This window comes from Modestobacter sp. VKM Ac-2979, assembly GCF_026967995.1.
GTDB lineage: Bacteria > Actinomycetota > Actinomycetes > Mycobacteriales > Geodermatophilaceae > Modestobacter.
In genome coordinates, this window is sequence record NZ_JAPVBO010000006.1 from 348,069 (window position 1) to 366,518 (window position 18,450).

The 18,450-nt window shown below is 73.3% G+C and carries 16 protein-coding genes; 7 read left to right on the forward strand and 9 right to left on the reverse strand.

Translation table 11 applies throughout. The annotated features are described in order from the left end of the window. Positions 1-12 precede the first annotated feature (12 nt). Positions 13-1,089 (forward strand): calcium/sodium antiporter, encoded by a 1,077-nt coding sequence (locus O2W15_RS18915; protein WP_269180508.1) that lies wholly within the window; start codon positions 13-15, stop codon positions 1,087-1,089. Between the two features lie 38 nt (positions 1,090-1,127). On the opposite strand, the gene O2W15_RS18920 is transcribed toward O2W15_RS18915, so the two are convergent. From O2W15_RS18920 to O2W15_RS18960, 9 genes are all read right to left on the reverse strand, one after another. Continuing rightward, positions 1,128-2,093 (reverse strand): pirin family protein, encoded by a 966-nt coding sequence (locus tag O2W15_RS18920; protein ID WP_269180509.1) that lies wholly within the window; start codon positions 2,091-2,093, stop codon positions 1,128-1,130. Between the two features lie 10 nt (positions 2,094-2,103). Then, entirely contained in the window at positions 2,104-3,102 is a 999-nt protein-coding gene (locus tag O2W15_RS18925; RefSeq protein WP_269180510.1) for a pirin family protein, read from the reverse strand. Positions 3,103-3,173: 71 nt separating this feature from the next. Then, a complete protein-coding gene (locus O2W15_RS18930) occupies positions 3,174-4,127 on the reverse strand; it encodes a glycoside hydrolase family 88 protein (protein WP_269180511.1) in 954 nt (317 codons plus the stop codon). A gap of 21 nt (positions 4,128-4,148) precedes the next feature. Continuing rightward, positions 4,149-4,871: an SDR family NAD(P)-dependent oxidoreductase gene (locus tag O2W15_RS18935; protein ID WP_269180512.1), complete on the reverse strand. Its 723-nt coding sequence runs from the start codon at positions 4,869-4,871 to the stop codon at positions 4,149-4,151. Next, a complete protein-coding gene (locus tag O2W15_RS18940) occupies positions 4,868-6,265 on the reverse strand; it encodes a GH1 family beta-glucosidase (protein ID WP_269180513.1) in 1,398 nt (465 codons plus the stop codon). Before O2W15_RS18940 ends, O2W15_RS18935 begins: the two co-directional genes overlap by 4 nt. A gap of 120 nt (positions 6,266-6,385) precedes the next feature. Next, a complete protein-coding gene (locus tag O2W15_RS18945) occupies positions 6,386-7,483 on the reverse strand; it encodes an ABC transporter ATP-binding protein (RefSeq protein ID WP_269180514.1) in 1,098 nt (365 codons plus the stop codon). Between the two features lie 52 nt (positions 7,484-7,535). Further along, the gene (locus O2W15_RS18950; RefSeq protein ID WP_269161299.1) at positions 7,536-8,447 is read right to left on the reverse strand and encodes a carbohydrate ABC transporter permease; all 912 of its coding nucleotides are present in this window, start codon (positions 8,445-8,447) and stop codon (positions 7,536-7,538) included. 9 nt (positions 8,448-8,456) lie between these two features. Beyond that, positions 8,457-9,443, reverse strand: coding sequence for a carbohydrate ABC transporter permease (locus tag O2W15_RS18955; protein WP_269180515.1), 987 nt, complete (start codon positions 9,441-9,443; stop codon positions 8,457-8,459). 156 nt (positions 9,444-9,599) lie between these two features. Further along, complete coding sequence (locus O2W15_RS18960) at positions 9,600-10,931, reverse strand: ABC transporter substrate-binding protein (RefSeq protein WP_269180516.1); 1,332 nt, start codon at positions 10,929-10,931, stop codon at positions 9,600-9,602. Positions 10,932-11,130: 199 nt separating this feature from the next. On the opposite strand from O2W15_RS18960, the gene O2W15_RS18965 reads away from it, so the two are divergent. From O2W15_RS18965 to O2W15_RS18990, 6 genes are all read left to right on the forward strand, one after another. After that, positions 11,131-12,159 carry a LacI family DNA-binding transcriptional regulator gene (locus tag O2W15_RS18965; RefSeq protein WP_269161302.1) on the forward strand — a complete coding sequence of 343 codons (1,029 nt, stop codon included), beginning with the start codon at positions 11,131-11,133 and terminating at the stop codon, positions 12,157-12,159. Positions 12,160-12,243: 84 nt separating this feature from the next. After that, the gene (locus O2W15_RS18970) at positions 12,244-13,908 is read left to right on the forward strand and encodes a circularly permuted type 2 ATP-grasp protein (RefSeq protein WP_269180517.1); all 1,665 of its coding nucleotides are present in this window, start codon (positions 12,244-12,246) and stop codon (positions 13,906-13,908) included. Then, positions 13,902-14,852 (forward strand): alpha-E domain-containing protein, encoded by a 951-nt coding sequence (locus tag O2W15_RS18975; RefSeq protein ID WP_269161304.1) that lies wholly within the window; start codon positions 13,902-13,904, stop codon positions 14,850-14,852. The genes O2W15_RS18970 and O2W15_RS18975 overlap by 7 nt, the downstream gene beginning before the upstream one ends. 5 nt (positions 14,853-14,857) lie before the next feature. Then, complete coding sequence (locus O2W15_RS18980) at positions 14,858-15,772, forward strand: transglutaminase family protein (protein WP_269161305.1); 915 nt, start codon at positions 14,858-14,860, stop codon at positions 15,770-15,772. A 69-nt stretch (positions 15,773-15,841) separates the two neighbouring features. Further along, positions 15,842-16,486 carry a dihydrofolate reductase family protein gene (locus O2W15_RS18985; protein WP_269180518.1) on the forward strand — a complete coding sequence of 215 codons (645 nt, stop codon included), beginning with the start codon at positions 15,842-15,844 and terminating at the stop codon, positions 16,484-16,486. Positions 16,487-16,546: 60 nt separating this feature from the next. Further along, on the forward strand, positions 16,547-18,364 hold the full coding sequence (locus tag O2W15_RS18990) for an ABC-F family ATP-binding cassette domain-containing protein (RefSeq protein ID WP_269161307.1): 1,818 nt from the start codon (positions 16,547-16,549) through the stop codon (positions 18,362-18,364). Positions 18,365-18,450: the final 86 nt, after the last annotated feature.

Genomic DNA, 18,450 nt, shown 5'->3' on the forward strand with positions numbered 1-18,450 from the left:
AGCGGCTGCGACGTGACGGTGATCGAGCTGCTGGCCGGACTCGCCCTGCTCACCGTCGGAGGGGAGTTCCTGGTGCGCGGGGGCTCGGCCCTGGGTCGCGCGGCCGGCATCTCCCCGCTGGTCATCGGGCTCACCGTGGTCGCGTTCGCCACGGCCGCGCCCGAGCTGGCCGTCTCGCTGGACGCCGCGCTGACCGGCGTGGCCGGGCTCGCGGTCGGCAACGTGGTCGGCAGCAACATCGCCAACGTGCTGCTGGTCGGCGGGCTCACGGCGCTCGCCGCACCGCTGGCCGTCGACCGGGGGCTGCTGCGCGGCGACGTGCCGGCGCTGCTCGGGCTGTCGGTCCTGCTGCTCGTGCTCGCCGCCGACGGCACCGTCGCGCTGTGGGAGGGGTTCCTGCTGGTGGCCCTGGCAGCGGGTTACCTCGGCTGGAAGGTGCGGGCCGGCCGGCGCGAGGGGGCCCCGGAGGAGACCGGTGCCGCCCGGCCGCCCGTCCGGCCGCGCTCGTTCCTGCCCCCCGCCGGCTCCCTGCTGGCCGGCCTCGCCCTGCTGGTCGTCGGCGCCCGGCTGCTGGTCGACGCCGCCACCACGATCGCCTCGGCGCTGGGGCTCTCCGACCTGGTCATCGGGCTGACCGTGGTCGCCATCGGCACCTCGCTGCCGGAGCTGGCCACCTCGGTGGTGGCCGCCGTGCGCGGCCAGCGGGAGATGGCGCTGGGGAACATCGTGGGCAGCAACGTGCTCAACATCGGGATGGTGCTCGGGCTCACCGCCGTCGTCGCCCCGGGCGGCCTCCCGGTCGACCCCTCCGCCCTGCGCTTCGACGTGCCGGTGATGATCGTCGTGGCGTTGGCGCTCGTGCCGCTGCTGCTCACCCACGCCACGTTGGCGCGCTGGGAGGGCGGGCTGCTGCTGGCCTGGTACGCGGTCTACGTCACCGTGCTGGTGCTCACCGCGATCGGCTCGAGCGCCGCGCCCGCGGTCACCGCAGTGGCGCTGTGGGGACTGCTGCCGCTCACCGTCGTGGGCCTGGCCGTGCTCACGGCCCGCGAGATCGGGCGGCGGCGCCGGGCCGCCGCCGCGCGCTGACCAGGAGGGGCCAGGATCGCGACGTCGGCCCCTCCGGGTCAGCGGACGCGGCCGCGGGGCTTGAGGGGGAGCGGGGGCAGGGCGGGGGCGCCGAGCCGGTGGCCGTCGAAGCCGGGGACGTCGGTGAACCGGTCGCCCTCGGCCCACTGCTCGGCGTACTCGGCGATCTCCTCACCCGTCCGGCCGACGAAGTTCCACCACATGACGATCCGCTCCTCGAACGGCTCGCCGCCCAGCAGCAGGAGCTGGGCGGCGTCGTCCGCGCGCAGCCGCACGGTCCGCCGGCCCGAGCCCAGGTAGAGCATCGCGCCGGGGGTGAGCGGCACGCCCTCGACGTCGGCGGACCCGGAGGCGGTGAGCACCGCGTACTCGAAGTCCGGTTCCAGCGGCAGCTCCACGTCGGCGCCGGCGGAGAGCGCCAGGTCCACGCCGACCAGCGGGGTGTGCGCCGTCCCCGGTGAGGTGGCGCCGGCCATCGCGCCCATCAGCACGGTCGCCTGCACCCCGTCGGAGTCGAAGCCCGGCAGTGCGGTGTGGTGCTCGAAGGCCGGGGCGACGTCCCGGACGCCCTCGGGCAGCGCCACCCACAGCTGCGCGCCGTGCAGGTACCGCGGGTGCACCGCCGGCGACTGCTCGGCGTGCGCGATCGCGTGGCCGGCGGTCATCAGCGCCAGCTCGCGCGGCCGGATCACCACGTCGCTGCCGAGGGAGTCGCGGTGGTGCACCTCGCCGTCCAGCAGCCAGGAGACCGTCTGCAGCCCGGTGTGCGGGTGCGGCAGCACCTGCATGCCCTCGGAGCCGAACACGTCGTCCGGCCCGTAGTGGTCGACGAAGGCCCACGCGCCCACCAGCCGCCGGCCGAGGGTGGGCAGCAGCCGGCGGACGTGCGTGGCCTCGCCGAGCAGCACCTCCTTGCCCGGCAGCAGGTCCAGCGCCGGTCCGGCCGACGCCTGGGCGCGCCCGCCCAGCTCGTGCGGCGCCGGCCGTGGCTCGAGGTTGCTCATGGCCGCCTTCCTACTCGCTCAGACCGTGCACGTCACCGTGCGCGACCCGGGCGGCCGGGATGGTGCCGAGCCGGCCGGCGGAGGCGTCGGTCATCGCGTCCAGCACCTCCTGCCGGGTGTTCATCACGAACGGCCCGTACATCGCGATCGGCTCCCGGATCGGCAGCCCGCCGAGGACGACGACGTCGAGGTCCGGTGTGCGGGCCTCGGCGTGCCGGTCGCCGGGCCGGGTGCCGTGCACGGTCACCGTGTCGCCGGGGCCGAGGACGGCGAGCTGTCCGGTGTGCACCGGAGCGGCGTCGATGCCGACCGCGCCGGACCCGGAGAGCACGTAGACGAGCGCGTTGAAGTCCGGCCGCCAGGGCAGGTCCAGGGACGCCCCGGGGGAGACGGTCGCGTGCACCATCGCCATCGGGGTGTACGTGCTGCCCGGGCCGAGGTGCCCGCCGACGTCGCCGGCGATCACCCGCAGCAGTGCCCCGCCGTCCGGGCTGGTCAGCAGCACCGACTGGCGGGCACGCAGGTCCTGGTAGCGCGGCTCCACCCACTTCTGCGCCGCGGGCAGGTTCACCCACAGCTGCAGGCCGTGGAACAGCCCGCCGCTGAGCACCAGCGACTCCGGCGGCCGCTCGATGTGCAGGACGCCGCCGCCGGCGGTCATCCACTGGGTGTCGCCGTCGCTGATCGTGCCGCCGCCCCCGTGGCTGTCGGCGTGCTCGAACGTGCCGTCGAGGAGGTAGGTGACGGTCTCGAAGCCGCGGTGCGGGTGCCACGAGGTGCCCTTGGGCTCACCGGGGGCGTACTCGACCTCGCCCATCTGGTCCATGTGCAGGAACGGGTCGAGGGCACGCAGGTCGACGCCGGCGAAGGCGCGCCGGACCGGGAAGCCCTCGCCCTCGAAGCCGGACGGCGCAGTCGTCACCGAGCGCACCCGGCGGCGGACCGTGCGGGGCGCGGGGAGGGGGACCCGGGCCAGCGTGGTGGTGTCCTCGACGGTCACGGCGGGCATGGCGACCTCACTTCTGTTGAGGGCTCAACTAGAAGCCCACTGTAGGCCGCGGCGGCCGGGCTGTCTCCTCCTCAGCCGCGTCCGGCGCGCCAGCGCCGGCAGGCCGCGTCGGCCAGCAGCAGGAACGCCTGGGCCTCGGGGGAGTGGCCGGGCCGGTCGAAGTGCGGCGCCGCGCTCGCGCCGGCGACCCGGCCGAGGTCGTCGACCCGGTTGACCACGGCGGCGAGCAGCGACTCCCCGACGTTCCCGTACCGGTGCGGGAGCCAGCCCTCTGCCGCCCCGGTCAGCGCCGCGACGCCGAGCATCGCGGCGACGTTGGTGTCCGCCGGCGTCGCCGGGTCGTCGAGCACGTCGCCGAAGAGCCCGTCGGGACGGCGCAGGGGCAGGATGGCGTCCAGCAGGGCGCGCACCTCCGCGGCGACCGCGGTGCCGGCGGCGCCGGGCAGCCAGCACACCGCGCGGGCCGCGCCGGCGGCGACCCAGCCGTTGCCGGTGCCCCAGGCCCGTGGGTCGGCCAGCGCCCCGGCGTCCTCGTCCCAGCGGGCGGCCCACAGCCCGCTGACCGGGTCGCGCAACCGGCTGCGGTGACCGGTCAGCTGGGCGACCGCCGCAGCGCCGTCGCCGCGGCAGGCCAGGAAGGGCACGACCATGTAGACGGTGTCGGCCCACACCTGGCGGCTGCCCAGCAGGTGGAACAGCGTCCCGTCCGCAGCCCGCGGCGCACCGGAGGACACCCAGCCGTGCTGGCGGGCGGCGGCCGCGGCCAGCGCCGGGTCGCCGAGCCGGTGCGCCAGGGAGTCGACGAACTCACCGAGCGCCGCGCCGTTCACCGCGCAGGCCGGGTCCAGCTCGGCCAGCCGGCCGTCGGGCAGCTGGCGGGCGACCGCGTCGTCGACCAGCGCCTGCAGCGCGGCGGCCGCGCCCGACTCCTCGAGCACGGCCGCCGTGAGCCCCTGGTCCCAGGAGTGGCGCTGGGAGACCAGCAGACAGTCCAGCACCCGACGGCGGACGTCGTCGTCCAGCACGGGTTCCTCCAGTCGACGAGCTCAGAAGGCGATCTCGGCGCCGTCCTTGAAGATCCGGCCGGTCACCGCCGGCGGCTCGCGCAGCAGCGCCAGGGCGCCCGCCGCGCTCTCCTCCGGAGTGCCCGGTGCCTCCTGCCCGCCCAGGTCGGTGCGCACCCAGCCGGGGTCCAGGGCGTTGACCGCCACCTCCCCGGCCAGCTGCGCGGCCTGCATGAGCACCAGCCCGTTCAGCGCCCACTTGCTCACCCGGTAGCTGCCGATCCCGGCGTCACCGATGAGCTCGGTGGTGCCCGCCCCGGAGCTGACGTGCACCACCCGGGGGTCGGTGCCCTTGCGCAGGGCGGGGAGCAGCGCGAGCACCAGCCGGTGCGGGACGACGCAGTTGACCAGCAGGCTCTCCTCGAGCGTGCCGGCCGGCTCGTCCTCGAAGCGGGCCTCGCGGGCGAGCATCACCCCGGCGTTGTTCAGCAGCACGTCCAGCGCGCCCCACCGCTGCCCGACCGCCTCGGCCAGCCGGTGCGGCGTGGCCTCGTCGGTCAGGTCGGCGGCCACGGCGGTGAAGGAGCCGGGGCCGTCGGCCAGGTCCCGGGTGAGCTCGTCCAGCCGCCGCTCGTCCCGGGCGGTGCCGAGCACGTCGGCACCGGCCGCGACCAGCTGCCGGGCGACGGCCGCGCCGACCCCGCGGGAGGCGCCGGTGAGCAGCACCCGGCGTCCCGCGAGGTCGGCGGTGGAGGCGTCGGTCACGCGCCGTCCTTGGCGTTGCGGATGACGTCGGCGTAGGTGAGGGCGCTGTCCTTCGGCGTCCGGACCTGGGTGGCGTAGTCGACGTGCACCAGCCCGAAGCGCTGCGCGTACCCGCGGGCCCACTCGTAGTTGTCCAGCAGCGACCAGGCGAAGTAGCCGCGGACGTCGGCACCGGCGTCGATCGCCTCGGTCATCGCGGCGAGGTGCCGCAGCAGGTAGTCGACCCGCTCGGGGTCGTGCACCTGACCGTCCGCGGCGACCTCGTCCGGCCAGGCCGAGCCGTTCTCGGTGATGAACAGCGGCAGTCCGGGCGCGATCCCGGAGATCCGGGTGAGCAGCGCGGTGAACGCCTCCGGGGAGATGCCCCAGCCCATCGTGGTGGTCGGGCCCTCGGGCTCCAGGTCCTCCACGCGCTCGGCGCCGATGAAGGTCGGGTGCTTGCCGCTGGGCTCGCTGAGCCCGCGAACCGTCGACTCGAAGTAGTAGTTCACGCCCAGCCAGTCCAGCGGCGTGGAGATGACCTCCAGGTCGCCGTCCTCGATCGGCAGCGGGGCACCGGCGTCCGCCAGGTCGGCGACGACGTCGGCCGGGTACTCCCCGGTGGCGATCGGCACCAGGAACATCCGGTTCTGCTGACCGTCGAGCCGGCGGGCGGCGTCGACGTCGGCGGGGGAGTCGGTGGCCGGCGACATCGGCGTGAAGTTCAGCGTGATGCCGAGGTGGTCGGCGCCCTTGTCCCGCATCACCTGGGTGGCCAGGCCGTGCCCGAGCAGCAGGTGGTGCACCGCGCGGGAGGCCTCGACCGGGTCCTGGTGGCCGGGGGCGTGCTGGCCGGCCATGTAGCCCAGCAGCGAGCTGCACATCGGCTCGTTCAGCGTCGACCAGTGCGGCACCCGGTCGCCGAGGGCGTCGTAGACGACGCCGGCGTACTCGGCGAACCGGTACGCCGTGTCCCGGTCGGTCCAGCCGCCCTTGTCCTGCAGCGCCTGCGGCAGGTCCCAGTGGTACAGCGTCAGCCAGGGGGCGATGCCGGCCCCGAGGAGCTCGTCGACCAGCCGGCGGTAGAAGTCCAGGCCACGCTGCTCGACCGCGCCGGTGCCGGCCGGGAGCACCCGGGGCCAGGAGACGGAGAACCGGTAGGCGTCCAGGCCCAGGTCCTTCATCAGCGCGACGTCCTGGGGGTAGCGGACGTAGTGCTCGACGGCGACATCGCCGGTGTCGCCCTGGAAGGTCTTGCCGGGGGTGTGGCTGAAGGTGTCCCAGATCGACGGCCCGCGGCCGTCGACGTCGACCGCGCCCTCGATCTGGTAGGCCGCGGTGGCAGCGCCGAAGACGAAGCCCGGCGGGAAGGTCGACCCGGCAGCGGTCTGCGGGCGCACGTCGGTGGAGGTCATGACAGAGGTGCTCCTTGCGAGGGCGTGGGGGGGACCGCGCGGCGAGGTCAGGCCGTGCGGGGGAGTGGGCAGCGGGCCCCCGCAGGGGCCCGCCGCGAGCGTGCGAGGGGGCAGGGGCCTTCAGTCGACCCGCTGCTGAGTCTGGGCGTCGAACACGTGCAGGGCACCTCGGTCCGCGCCCAGCCAGAGCTGCTGCCCGGCGGCGATCGGGGTGCGGGGCTCGGTGCGGACCACGAGGTCCGCGGAGTGCAGGACGTCGTCGGGGGCGTCGGCGAGCGAGGTGTAGAGGAAGGCGTCCGAGCCCAGCTGCTCCACCACGTTGACCCGGACCGGCAGGCCCTCACCGGGGCCGGCCAGGCGCACGGACTCGGGGCGGAACCCGACGGTCACCTTCCCGTTGCTGGCCGCGGCCCGGGTCAGCTGGTCCCGGGGGACCGGCAGCACCGCGCTGCCGACCTGCACGCCGCCGTCCACCGCGTCGCCGGTGACCAGGTTCATCGCCGGGGAGCCGATGAAGCCGGCGACGAAGACGTTGGCCGGCCGGTCGTAGAGGACGCCGGGGGTGTCGCACTGCTGCAGGACGCCGTCCTTGAGCACCGCGACCCGGTCGCCCATCGTCATCGCCTCGACCTGGTCGTGGGTGACGTAGACGGTCGTGGTGCCCAGCCGGCGCTGCAGGGCCGCGATCTGGGTGCGGGTCTGCACGCGCAGCTTGGCGTCGAGGTTGGACAGCGGCTCGTCCATCAGGAAGACCTGCGGGTTGCGCACGATCGCCCGGCCCATGGCCACGCGCTGGCGCTGGCCACCGGAGAGGGCCTTGGGCCGGCGGGACAGGTACGGCTCCAGGTCCAGGATCTTCGCCGCCTCGCGGACCCGCGTGGCGCGCTCGTCCTTGGAGATGCCGGCGAGCTTGAGCGCGAAGCCCATGTTCTCCTCGACCGTCATGTGCGGGTACAGGGCGTAGTTCTGGAACACCATCGCGATGTCCCGCTCCTTGGGCGGGGAGTCGGTGACGTCCCGGTCGCCGATCACGATCGACCCGGTGTCGACCTCCTCCAGCCCGGCGAGCATCCGCAGCGACGTGGACTTGCCGCACCCGGAGGGCCCGACCAGGACGAGGAACTCGCCGTCGGCGATCTGCAGGTCCAGGGAGTCGACCGCAGGCCGCTCGGACTTGGGGTAGATCCGGCTGGCCTGCTGGAAGGAAACGGTGGCCATGGTCAGGCACCTCTCGGGAGGAGGGAGGGGGAGGACGGGGTCGCGCAGTGGGTCATCCCTTCACCGCGCCCTGCATGATGCCGCCGACGATCTGCTTGCCCAGGATCGTGAAGACGATCAGGACGGGCAGGGTGCCGAGCAGCGTGCCGGCCATGATCACCGAGCGCTGGGGCACGTAGCCCGAGCCCAGCCCGGCCAGCGCCACCTGGACCGTCGGGTTGGCGGTGGTCAGCGCGATGAGCGGCCAGAAGAACTCGTTCCAGGCGGTGAGGAACGTGAGCATCGCCAGCACGGCCATCGCCGGCCGGGCGACCGGGACGACGATCGACCAGAAGATCCGGAACGTCGAGGCGCCGTCGACCCGGCCGGCCTCCAGCAGCTCGTTGGGCAGCGCGGAGATCAGGTACTGCCGCATGAAGAAGACGCCGAAGGCGCTGACCAGCGTGGGCAGGATGACCGCCTGCAGCTGGTTCACCCACTGCAGCTCGGCGATCATCATGAACAGCGGGATCACCGCCAGCTGGGTCGGCACCATCATCGTGCCGATCACCAGGCCCAGCAGCACGCCCTTGCCGCGGAACTGGAGCTTGGCGAAGGCGAAACCGGCCAGGGTGCAGAAGAGCACGGTGCCGACGGTGATGCTGCCGGCGACCAGGACCGAGTTGAGGATCGCCTTGCCGATCGGTGCCTGCTCGAGGGCTGCCTGGAAGTTGTCGAACAGGCTGGCGTTGGGCAGGAACGGCGGCGGGGTCGCGGCGATCTCGGCGTTGGTGTGCGAGCCCGCCACCAGGGTCCAGTAGAGCGGGAAGATCGACACCAGTGCCACCAGGGTCAGCAGCGTGTAGGTGACCGGGCCGGGCTTGCCGGCCTTGCTGCCGCCGCGGTGGCCGCGGCGGCGGGCCGCGGGGGCCGCCGGGGACGCGTGCCGGCCGGTCTCGGTGACGGGGGGAGCGAGGGTCGCCATGCCGGTCTCCTACCGGTCTGCCCGGGTGCGGAGGCGGCCGATGACGGCGTTGACCCCCACGATCACCAGGATGATCATGAACATGGCCCAGGCCGTGGTGGCTGCCTGACCGATGTGGAAGTTGCTCCAGCCCTGCTGGTACATCAGCAGGCCGAGCGTCTGGTACTGCCCCGAGGCGCCGCCGGAGGTGGTGCCGTTGCCGGCGAACAGCAGCGGCTCACCGAACAGCTGCACGGCGCCGATGGTCGACACGACGATGGTGAACAGGATCGTCGGGCGCAGCGACGGGATCGTCACGTGCAGGAACTGCTTCCACTTGCTCGCGCCGTCGATCTCGGCGGCCTCGTACAGCTCACCGGGGATCGACTGCATCGCGGCCAGGTAGATCAGTGCGTTGTAACCGGTCCAGCGCCAGGTGACGATCACCGCGATGGCGACCTGGCTGCTGACCGTCCCGGCCTCCCAGTCGATCGCCTGCAGGCCGACGGCTTCCAGCATGGTGTTGATCAGGCCGTAGTCGCGGCCGAAGAGCTGGGAGAAGACCAGCGTCGCCGCGGCGATGGACGTCGCGTAGGGCATCAGCATCACGGTGCGGAAGAAGGTGCGGCCGCGGAGCTTGTAGTTCAGCAGGTGCGCCAGCCCCAGGGCCATGCAGAGCTGGGGCACCGTGGCCAGGATGCCGATGGTGAGGGTGTTGCGGGCGGCGTTCCAGAAGAACTCGCTCTGCAGCAGGCTGCGGTAGTTGTCCAGCCCGACCCAGGTGCCGCCGTTGATGTTCGACAGGCTGGTCTCGTGCAGTGAGACCCAGGCGGTGTACATGAACGGGTAGAGGCTGAACGCCGCGAACACCAGGAAGAACGGTGCGACGTAGGCGTAGCCCCAGCGGTTGCGGGTCAGCTGCCGACGCTTGCGCGGGCGGGCGGGGGAGGTGGCGGCGGAGGCCGGTGGTGGTGCGGCGATCGCCGCTTCCCGGACGGTGCCACTCGCGATGGTCATGCAGGGTCCTCGACGGTGTCGGTGGGCGCGGATCGGGCCGGGCGGGTCCCGGGGGCGCGAGCGGGCCGGGACGGCGGGGGCCGGTGCAGGTGCCCGGGAGCGGGTGACGCTCCCGGGCACCGCGTCCGGTCGGCGGTGCGCTGTGCTGAGCCGGGCTCAGCCGCCGGTTGCCTGCTGCGCGGCCTTCAGTGCGTTGTCCCAGCCCTCGGCGGGGTCCGCACCGCCGGAGGCGATGTCGGTCAGCGCCGTGGTGAACGCCTCTTGGATCTGGGTGTCGTACGGGCCGATCGGGGTGCGCTGGATGTTCGCCGCCGACTCACCGAAGATCTCGCCGGTCGGGGCGCTGCCGAAGTACTCGTTGGTCGCACCGACGACCTCGGGGTCCTCCGCTGCCTGCGGGCTGGAGGGGAAGTGCGCCGCGCGGGTGAACATCTTCACCTGCTGCTCCGGTGCGGTCAGCCACTCGACGAGGTCCTTGGCCGCCTCGGCGTTCGGGCCGTCGGCCGGGACGCCGAGGAAAGAGCCGCCCCAGTTGCTGGCGCTCTCGTCGGAGCCGGGCAGCGGGGCGATGTCCCAGAGGCCGGCCCCGGTCTCACCCATCTGGGAGTTGATGTACCCGAGCATCCACGCCGGGCAGGCGATCGTGGCGAACGCACCGTTGGAGAAGGCGGCGTTCCACTCGTCACCGAACTGGCTGAGGTTGGCGGTCAGCCCCTCGTCGGCGGCCTGGCTGGCGTAGTCCCACGCCTGCTGCACGCCGTCGCTCTCGGCCGGGATCGGGTTGCCCTCCTCGTCGTTGTAGGCCAGGTCGCCCTGGTACACCGAGGAGGAGAAGATGCTCGCCGGGCTGTCGACGAAAGCGCTGTCGGCGGGCTTGGTCGGCGAGGCCATGTACTGCTCCGCGACCTCGAGGTACGCCTCCCAGGTCGGCCAGAGGTCGGCGACCTCGGCCCGGTCGGTGGGCAGGCCGGCCTGCTCGAAGAGGTCCTTGCGGTAGCACATGGCCTGCGGGCCGGTGTCGGTGCCGAGGGCGATCGTCTCACCGTCGGAGGTGGAGGCCTGGCCCCACTTCCAGTCGTAGAAGTTGCCCTCCAGCTCGTCGGCGTTCTCCTCGGCGGCGAAGTCGACGAAGGCGTCGGCGTGGTTGCGCACCACGTCGGCGATGAAGCCGATCTCCAGGGCCTGGACGTCGTCGAGGCCGGAGTTGGCGGCCAGCCGGGTCTGCAGCGACTTGTAGTACGCGGCGGACTGGGCGACGTTGTTTTGCTTGATCGTGACGTTCGGGTGGAGCTCCATGTACTCGTCGTAGAGCCCTGCGTTGTCCAGGTCCATCGTGCCGAACGTGCCGACGGTCAAGGTGACCGGGGCGTCCGGGTCGTAGTCGGCGGCGTCGGCGCTCGCGTCGTCGGAACCGCCACAGCCGGCGGTCAGCAGGACCGCGGCCAGTGCCGCACCCCACGCCGCCCTGCTCTTCGAGGAATGGAACATCTGACCTCCTGGGTCGTCCCGGGACGCGTGCTCCACTGCATCGTCCACCGGGGGCGTGAGAACGCTCTCACGGCCGTGGCGCACAGAGTGGTCTGGGCCACATCCGGCTGTCAAGTAACAGCTGGGTAACGCCCTGGGACTGTCGGAGAGCGCTCTCACGGTGCACCATGAGCACACTGGCCCGAGCACTGGAGACACATTGACCGACACGACCCCGCGCGCCGCGGTGCCGACGCTGGACGAGGTCGCCGTGCTCGCCGGCGTGTCCCGCGCCACGGTGTCCCGGGTCGTCAACGACTCACCGCGGGTGAGCCCGGAGGCCCGGGAGGCAGTGCGGTCGGCGATCGCCGAGCTGCGCTACGTGCCCAACCGGATGGCCCGCAGCCTGGTCACCCGGCGCACCGACACCATCGCGCTGGTGCTCAACGAGCCCAACACCCAGGTCTTCTCCGACCCCTTCTTCGCCAGCATCGTGCGTGGTGTCTCCGCCACCCTGGCCGACACCGACCTGAACCTGGTGCTGCTGACCGCCCAGGACGAACGCGAGCAGCAGAAGATCGGCCGGTACGCCCGCCAGGGCCACGTCGACGGCGTCATCCTGATGTCGGTGCACAGCGACGACCCGCTGCCCGACATCCTCGCCGAGGCCGGGGTCCCCCTGGTGATGTGCGGGCGGCCCTTCGACGACCGGGCGGTGGCCTACGTCGACGCCGACAACCGCGGCGGTGCCGAGGTCGCCACGGCGCACCTGGTCGCCACCGGACGCCGCCGGATCGCCACCATCACCGGGCCGCTGGACATGATCGCCGGGGTCGACCGGCTCGCCGGCCACCGGGCGGCGCTGGCCGCGGCCGGGCTGCAGTCGTTCCCGCAGCTGGAGGCGGAGGGCGACTTCACCGAGGCCGGCGGCGCCCGGGCGATGGAGTCGCTGCTGGGCCGCGACCCCGAGCTGGACGCGGTCTTCGTGGCCTCGGACCCGATGGCGGTGGGGGCGCTGAGTGCGCTGCGCCGCGCCGGGCGGCGGGTGCCCGAGGACGTCGCCGTGGTCGGCTTCGACGACGCCGCCGTCGCCACCCGGTGCGACCCGCCGCTGACCACGATCGCCCAGCCGCTGGCCGACATGACCCCGCTGCTCACCGAACTGCTGCTGCGCCAGATCGAGGGCGTGGGGGAGGCGGTGGAGTCCCGGGTGTGCCGCACCTCGCTCGTCCGGCGCGCCTCGGCGTAGCAGCGGGCGTCGCCCCACCGGTCGAGGTGTCGGCCGGGTCACCGTCGAAACGCGCGGGACACAGGCCCTGTCTAGGTTCGTCGCATGGCGGACCTCTTCGACGGCTACCCGCTCGGGCAGCAGTGGGACGAGATGTTCGCGGCCCCCGGCCAACCCCGAGCCCCCTACACCGGCCTGTTCAGCTCCCTGCAGCCGATGTCGGGGGAGGAGCTGGCCGCCCGGGCCGACGTCCTCTCGCAGACCTACCGCGACGCCGGGGTGACCTTTGCGCACGCCGGCGAGGAGCAGCCCTTCCCGCTGGACATCGTGCCCCGGGTGATCGGCCACCAGGAGTGGTCGGTGATCGAGCGCGGGGTGGCCCAGCGGGTGTGGGCGCTGGAGGCGTTCCTGGCCGACGTCTACGGCGCCGGCGAGGTCTTCGCCGACCGGATCGTGCCGCGCAGCGTGGTCACCACCAGCGCGCACTTCCACCGGGCCGCGCACGGGCTGGTGCCGCCCAACGGCGTCCGGGTGCACGTCAGCGGCATCGACCTGGTGCGCGACGAGGCCGGCGACTTCCGGGTGCTGGAGGACAACCTCCGCTCGCCGTCGGGCGTCAGCTACGTGATCACCAACCGGGCGGCGATGACCTCCGTGCTCCCGGAGCTGTTCGGTGACCACCGGGTGCAGCCGGTCGCGGAGTACCCGGGCCGGCTGCTCGCCGCGCTCAAGGCCTCGGCACCGGCCGGCGTCAGCGACCCCACGGTCGTCCTGCTGACCCCCGGCGTCTACAACTCCGCCTACTTCGAGCACGCGCTGCTGGCCCGGCAGATGGGCGTGGAGCTGGTCGAGGGCCGGGACCTGGTGTGCTCCGGCGGCCAGGTCAGCATGCGGACGACGGACGGCCAGCAGCGGGTCGACGTCATCTACCGCCGGATCGACGACGAGTTCCTCGACCCGGTCCACTTCCGCTCCGACTCGGTGATCGGCTGCGCCGGCGTGCTCAACGCCGCCCGCGCCGGCCGGGTGACCATCGCCAACGCGGTGGGCAACGGCGTCGCCGACGACAAGCTGCTCTACACCTGGGTGCCCGACCTCATCCGGTACTACCTGGGCGAGGAGCCGGTGCTCGCCAACGCCGAGACCCACCGGCTCGACGAGCCCGACACCGTCGAGTGGGTGCTCGCCTCGCTCGACCAGCTGGTGCTCAAGCCGGTCGACGGCTCGGGCGGGAAGGGCATCGTGATCGGGCCGCGGGCGGACGAGCGGACGCTGGAGGAGCTGGCGGTCAAGGTGCGCAGCAGCCCGCGGGACTGGATCGCGCAGGCGCCGATCGGCCTCTCGACGTCCCCGACGCTGATCAACGGCCGGATCGCCCCGCGGCACGTCGACCTGCGGCCGTTCGCGGTCAACGACGGCACCGACGTCTGGGTGCTGCCCGGCGGGCTGACCCGGGTGGCGCTGCCCGAGGGCGAGCTGGTGGTCAACTCCAGCCAGGGCGGCGGCTCGAAGGACACCTGGGTGATCAGCCCGCCCCGCCCGGCGGTCGAGCCGGCGCCCGAGCACGATGTGACCCGGATCGAGTTCACCACCGAGGACCTGCCGGTCGAGCCGCCGGCCCAGGACCCGGGCCCGCCCAACGACAACGCCCTCGCCCAGTCCCAGCAACAGCAGCAGTTGAAGGACCCCGTCCTCCTCACCCCTCGCAAGCTCGGGGCGAGCCTCTGGACGGGGCCGACGGACGTCGATGGCGGAGGTGCGCGGTGCTGAGTCGGATCGCGGAGTCGCTGTTCTGGATCGGGCGCTATGTCGAGCGCGCCGACGACACCGCCCGGATCCTCGACGTGCACACCCAGCGGCTGGTCGAGGACCCGTGGATCGACGAGCAGCGGGCCTGCGCGAACCTGCTGGCGCTGATGGGTGCGCCCTGCCCGCCCGAGGAGGCTGACACCGAGCGGGTGCTGGCCACCCTGGCCTTCGACCGGGCCAGCCCGAGCTCCATCACCGGAGCGCTGTCGGCCGCCCGGGAGAACGCCCGCGGCGCGCGTGAGGTGCTGTCGGCGGAGATCTGGGAGTCGCTCAACGTCACCCACAACGCGCTGCCGCAGCAGCGCACGATGGCCCGCCGGTACGGCCCGCACTCGCTGTTCCGGTTCGTCCGGGAGCGGTCGGCGATGGTCTTCGGCCTGGCCGACGCCACGATGAGCCGCGACGAGGGCTGGCTGTTCCTGATCCTGGGGCGGTCGCTGGAGCGGGTCGACATGACCGCCCGGATGCTGTCCACCCGGGTGCTGGCCGGTGACGCCGCGCCGTCCTGGACCCTCGTGCTGCGCTCGACCGGCGCCTACGAGCCCTACCTGCGCACCTACCGCGGCGCGGTCAACTCCAGCCGGGCCGCGGAGTTCCTGCTGCTGGACCGGCTGTTCCCGCGCTCGGTGTTCGCCTCGCTGGAGCGGGCGGAGGGGTGCCTGGCCGAGCTGGAGCGGGCCAACGTGCGCGAGGGCCACCGGATCGGCGTCGCCGGCGAGGCGCACCGGATCGTGGGCCGGGCCCGGACGATGCTGGAGTTCATGCAGACCGACGAGATCCTGGCGCGGCTGCCGGCCCGGCTCGACGAGCTGCAGCGCACCTGCTCGGCCGCCAGCGAGGCGGTCACCAACCGGTTCTTCACCGAGCAGGCACCGCAGGTCTGGGTGCCGGAAGGCGTGGGGTGAGCGCGGTGCCGCAGTCCCAGTCGCAGGGGGGCCAGAGCCAGTCGCAGGTCCAGTCCGGTCCGGTGCGGGTGCCCAGTGACCGCTGGCGGCTGCAAGTGGTGCACCGCAGCGCCTTCCGCTACGGCGGGCCGGTCCGCTCCTCCTACAACGAGGCCCGGATGACCCCGGAGAACAGCAGCCGGCAGACCACGCTGCGCTCCCGGGTGGAGATCGAGCCGACCGCCACGGTGCACGCCTACCGCGACTACTGGGGGTCGACGGTCACCGCCTTCGACACCCACGGCCCGCACACCGAGCTCGTCGTGCAGGCCACCTCGGAGGTGGAGGCCGGCCCGGAGCCGCACGTCCCGGAGCCGGTCGACTGGGCCGACCTGGCCGTCCCCGACCTGCAGGACCGGTTCGGGGAGATGCTGCGTCCGACGCCGCTGACCGCGATGGACGACCCGGTGGTCGCCGAGGTGCGGGCCGTCGTCGGGGACGCCGGCCCGCGGCAGGCCGGCCACCTGGTCTGCGGCTTCGTGTACGAGCACATGGCGTACCTGGCCGGTTCGACCAACGTGAAGACGAACGCGATGCAGGCGTGGACGCACCGCAAGGGCGTCTGCCAGGACATCTCGCACGTCTCCGTCGGTCTGCTCCGCGCCCTGGGCCTGCCCGCCCGGTACGTCTCCGGGTACCTGCACCCCGAGCCCGCGGCGGCGATCGGGCAGACGGTCACCGGCGAGAGCCACGCCTGGGTGGAGTGGTGGGACGGCGGGTGGTCCGGCTTCGACCCGACGAACTCGGTGGAGATCGGACCCCGGCACGTGACCCTGGCCCGGGGGCGCGACTACTCCGACGTCCCGCCGCTCAAGGGCATCTTCTCCGGCCCGCGGAGCGAGGGCTCGAGCGTGACGGTGGAGGTCACCCGCCTCGCCTGAGCGGGCGGCGATGACTTCTGCGGTCGGCGGCGGTCCCTCCTGACAGCGACCACGTCAGAGGAGGTTCCCGTGGAGCAACTGCTCAGGGTCCACAACGTCATGCTGTCCAGCGACGGTTTCGGTGCGGGGGAGGGCCAGAGCCTGGAGCGGCCGTTCGGCCACGCCGATCCGGCGGTGCTGGGCGCCTGGGCGTTCGCCACCGCGAGCTGGCCCAACCGCACCGAGCCCGGCGGCACCCGGGGCCTGGACGACCACTTCATGCGGGAGTTCGGGCGCAACATCGGCGCCGAGATCATGGGCCGGAACAAGTTCGGGCCCCAGCGCGGACCGTGGCGCGACCACGAGTGGCGGGGCTGGTGGGGGGACGAGCCCCCGTTCCACACGCCGGTGTTCGTGCTGACCCACCACGAGCGGCCCTCGTTCTCGCTGTCGGACACGACGTTCCACTTCGTCAGCGGTGCGCCGGCCACGGTCCTCGAGCAGGCAAAGGAGGCGGCCGACGGTCGGGACGTCCGGCTGGGCGGGGGAGCCACCACCATCCGGCAGTTCCTGGACGCCGACCTGGTCGACACCGTGCACGTGGCAGTGGCGCCGGTCGAGCTCGGCGCCGGGTCGCGGCTGTGGACGTCGCCCGACGAGCTGCTCGACCGGTTCCACCACGAGGTCGTCCCCAGCCCGAGCGGGGTGACCCACCACCTGTTCTGGCGGCGCTGACGCCCCGGCCGCCGCGGGCTGGCGGGAGCCGGTCCGGCGGACCTGGGATGCTGGGTGGTGATGAGCGCACCCCTGAACCTGGTCAACCTCGAACGGGTGCACAAGGCACACGGCACGACGGTCATCCTCGACGACGTCTCCCTCGGGGTCGCGGCCGGTGAGCGGATCGGCATCGTCGGCCGCAACGGGGGCGGCAAGTCCACCCTGCTGAGCGTGCTCACCGGCACCGACGAGCCCGACTCCGGCCGGGTCACCCGCCGCGGCGACCTGGCCATGGGGGTGCTGGACCAGACCGGCACCCTCCCGGCCGGGACGACGGTGCGCGACGTCGTCCTGCCGACGTCCCGGTTCGCCGAGGAGCACGAGTGGGCCGGCGACCCCGCCGTCCGGTCGGTGCTGACCGGGCTGGAGCTGGACCGGATGGGCCTGGACGCCCCGGTGGCGCCGATGTCCGGTGGCGAGCGGCGCCGGGTCGCGCTGGCCGCCCAGCTGATCCGGCCGCTGGACCTGCTGGTGCTCGACGAGCCGACCAACCACCTCGACGTCGAGGGCGTCGCCTGGCTGGCCGAGTACGTCAAGGCCCGCGCCGGCGGCCTGCTGGTCGTCACCCACGACCGGTGGTTCCTGGACGAGGTGTGCACGACGACCTGGGAGGTCGCCGACGGCGACGTGCACGCCTACGAGGGCGGCTACTCCGCCTACACGCTGGCCCGGGCCGAGCGGGCACGGATCTCCGCGGTGACCGAGGACCGCCGGCTCAACCTGGTGCGCAAGGAGCTGGCCTGGCTGCGCCGGGGCCCGCCGGCCCGCACCAGCAAGCCCAAGTTCCGGATCGAGGCCGCGCAGGCGCTGATCGCCGACGAGCCCCCGGCCCGGGACACGATGGCGCTGGCCGGCTTCGCCGCCCGGCGACTGGGCAAGAGCGTCTACGACGTCGAGGACGTCGACTACGCCGTGCCGACCGACGACGGTCCGCGCACGCTGTTCCGCGACCTCACCTGGCACGTCGGGCCGGGCGACCGGATCGGCATCGTCGGGGTCAACGGCGCGGGCAAGACCTCGCTGCTCAAGCTGCTGGTCGGGGAGAACGAGGCCGACTCCGGCACGGTCGCGGTGGGGCAGACGGTCGCACCGGCGTACCTGTCCCAGCACGTCACCGAGCTGGACCCGCGGCAACGGGTGCTCGAGGCGGTGCAGGACGTCGCCCGGATCGCCAAGATCGGCAACCAGGAGATCTCCGCGTCCTCGCTGGCCGAGCGGTTCGGCTTCGCCGCCAACCGCCAGTGGACGCCGGTCGGTGACCTCTCCGGCGGCGAGCGCCGGCGACTGCAGCTGCTGCGCCTGCTGATGGGCGAGCCGAACGTGCTGCTGCTCGACGAGCCCACCAACGACCTCGACATCGACACGCTGACCGCGCTGGAGGACCTGCTCGACAGCTTCCCCGGCACGGTGCTGGTGGTCAGCCACGACCGGTACTTCGTCGACCGGGTCTGCGACAAGGTGGTCGCGCTGCTGGGCGACGGCTCGCTGGCCGAGCTGCCCGGTGGCGTGGAGGAGTACCTGGCCCGCCGGGCGGCCGGTGGCGCCCCGCTGACCACCGCGTCCGGCGGGTCCCCGGGCGGGACGACGGGTGGGGCGACGTCGTCCCCGGTCGTGTCGGCGGCGGACTCCCGCGCCGCGCGCAAGGAGGCGTCCAAGCTGGAGCGCCGGATGCTCAAGCTGGACGCCGACGAGAAGAAGCTGCACGAGCAGCTGGCCGCGGCGGCGGCCGACTACGCCCGCGCGGCCGAGCTCGACGCCCAGCTGAAGGCGCTGCAGGCGGAGAAGGAGCAGGTCGAGACCGACTGGCTGGCCGCGACGGAGATCGCCGACGCCTGAGCGGTGACCGGCGCGCTCCTCGAGTCGCCGGGACCGGCAGCGCCCAGGAGGATGGGGCACAACGCTCGAACGCACCGAACGGTGGT

What these genes read in the sequence shown, in the direction of transcription:
- O2W15_RS18950 (WP_269161299.1), bottom strand. Translation starts at nt 8,447, where the DNA reads ATGGCGACCCTCGCTCCCCCCGTCACCGAGACCGGCCGGCACGCGTCC.
- O2W15_RS18940 (WP_269180513.1), bottom strand. Translation starts at nt 6,265, where the DNA reads ATGACCTCCACCGACGTGCGCCCGCAGACCGCTGCCGGGTCGACCTTC.
- O2W15_RS18945 (WP_269180514.1), bottom strand. Translation starts at nt 7,483, where the DNA reads ATGGCCACCGTTTCCTTCCAGCAGGCCAGCCGGATCTACCCCAAGTCC.
- O2W15_RS18920 (WP_269180509.1), bottom strand. Translation starts at nt 2,093, where the DNA reads ATGAGCAACCTCGAGCCACGGCCGGCGCCGCACGAGCTGGGCGGGCGC.
- O2W15_RS18970 (WP_269180517.1), top strand. Translation starts at nt 12,244, where the DNA reads ATGGCGGACCTCTTCGACGGCTACCCGCTCGGGCAGCAGTGGGACGAG.
- O2W15_RS18960 (WP_269180516.1), bottom strand. Translation starts at nt 10,931, where the DNA reads ATGTTCCATTCCTCGAAGAGCAGGGCGGCGTGGGGTGCGGCACTGGCC.
- O2W15_RS18955 (WP_269180515.1), bottom strand. Translation starts at nt 9,443, where the DNA reads ATGACCATCGCGAGTGGCACCGTCCGGGAAGCGGCGATCGCCGCACCA.
- O2W15_RS18990 (WP_269161307.1), top strand. Translation starts at nt 16,547, where the DNA reads ATGAGCGCACCCCTGAACCTGGTCAACCTCGAACGGGTGCACAAGGCA.
- O2W15_RS18925 (WP_269180510.1), bottom strand. Translation starts at nt 3,102, where the DNA reads ATGCCCGCCGTGACCGTCGAGGACACCACCACGCTGGCCCGGGTCCCC.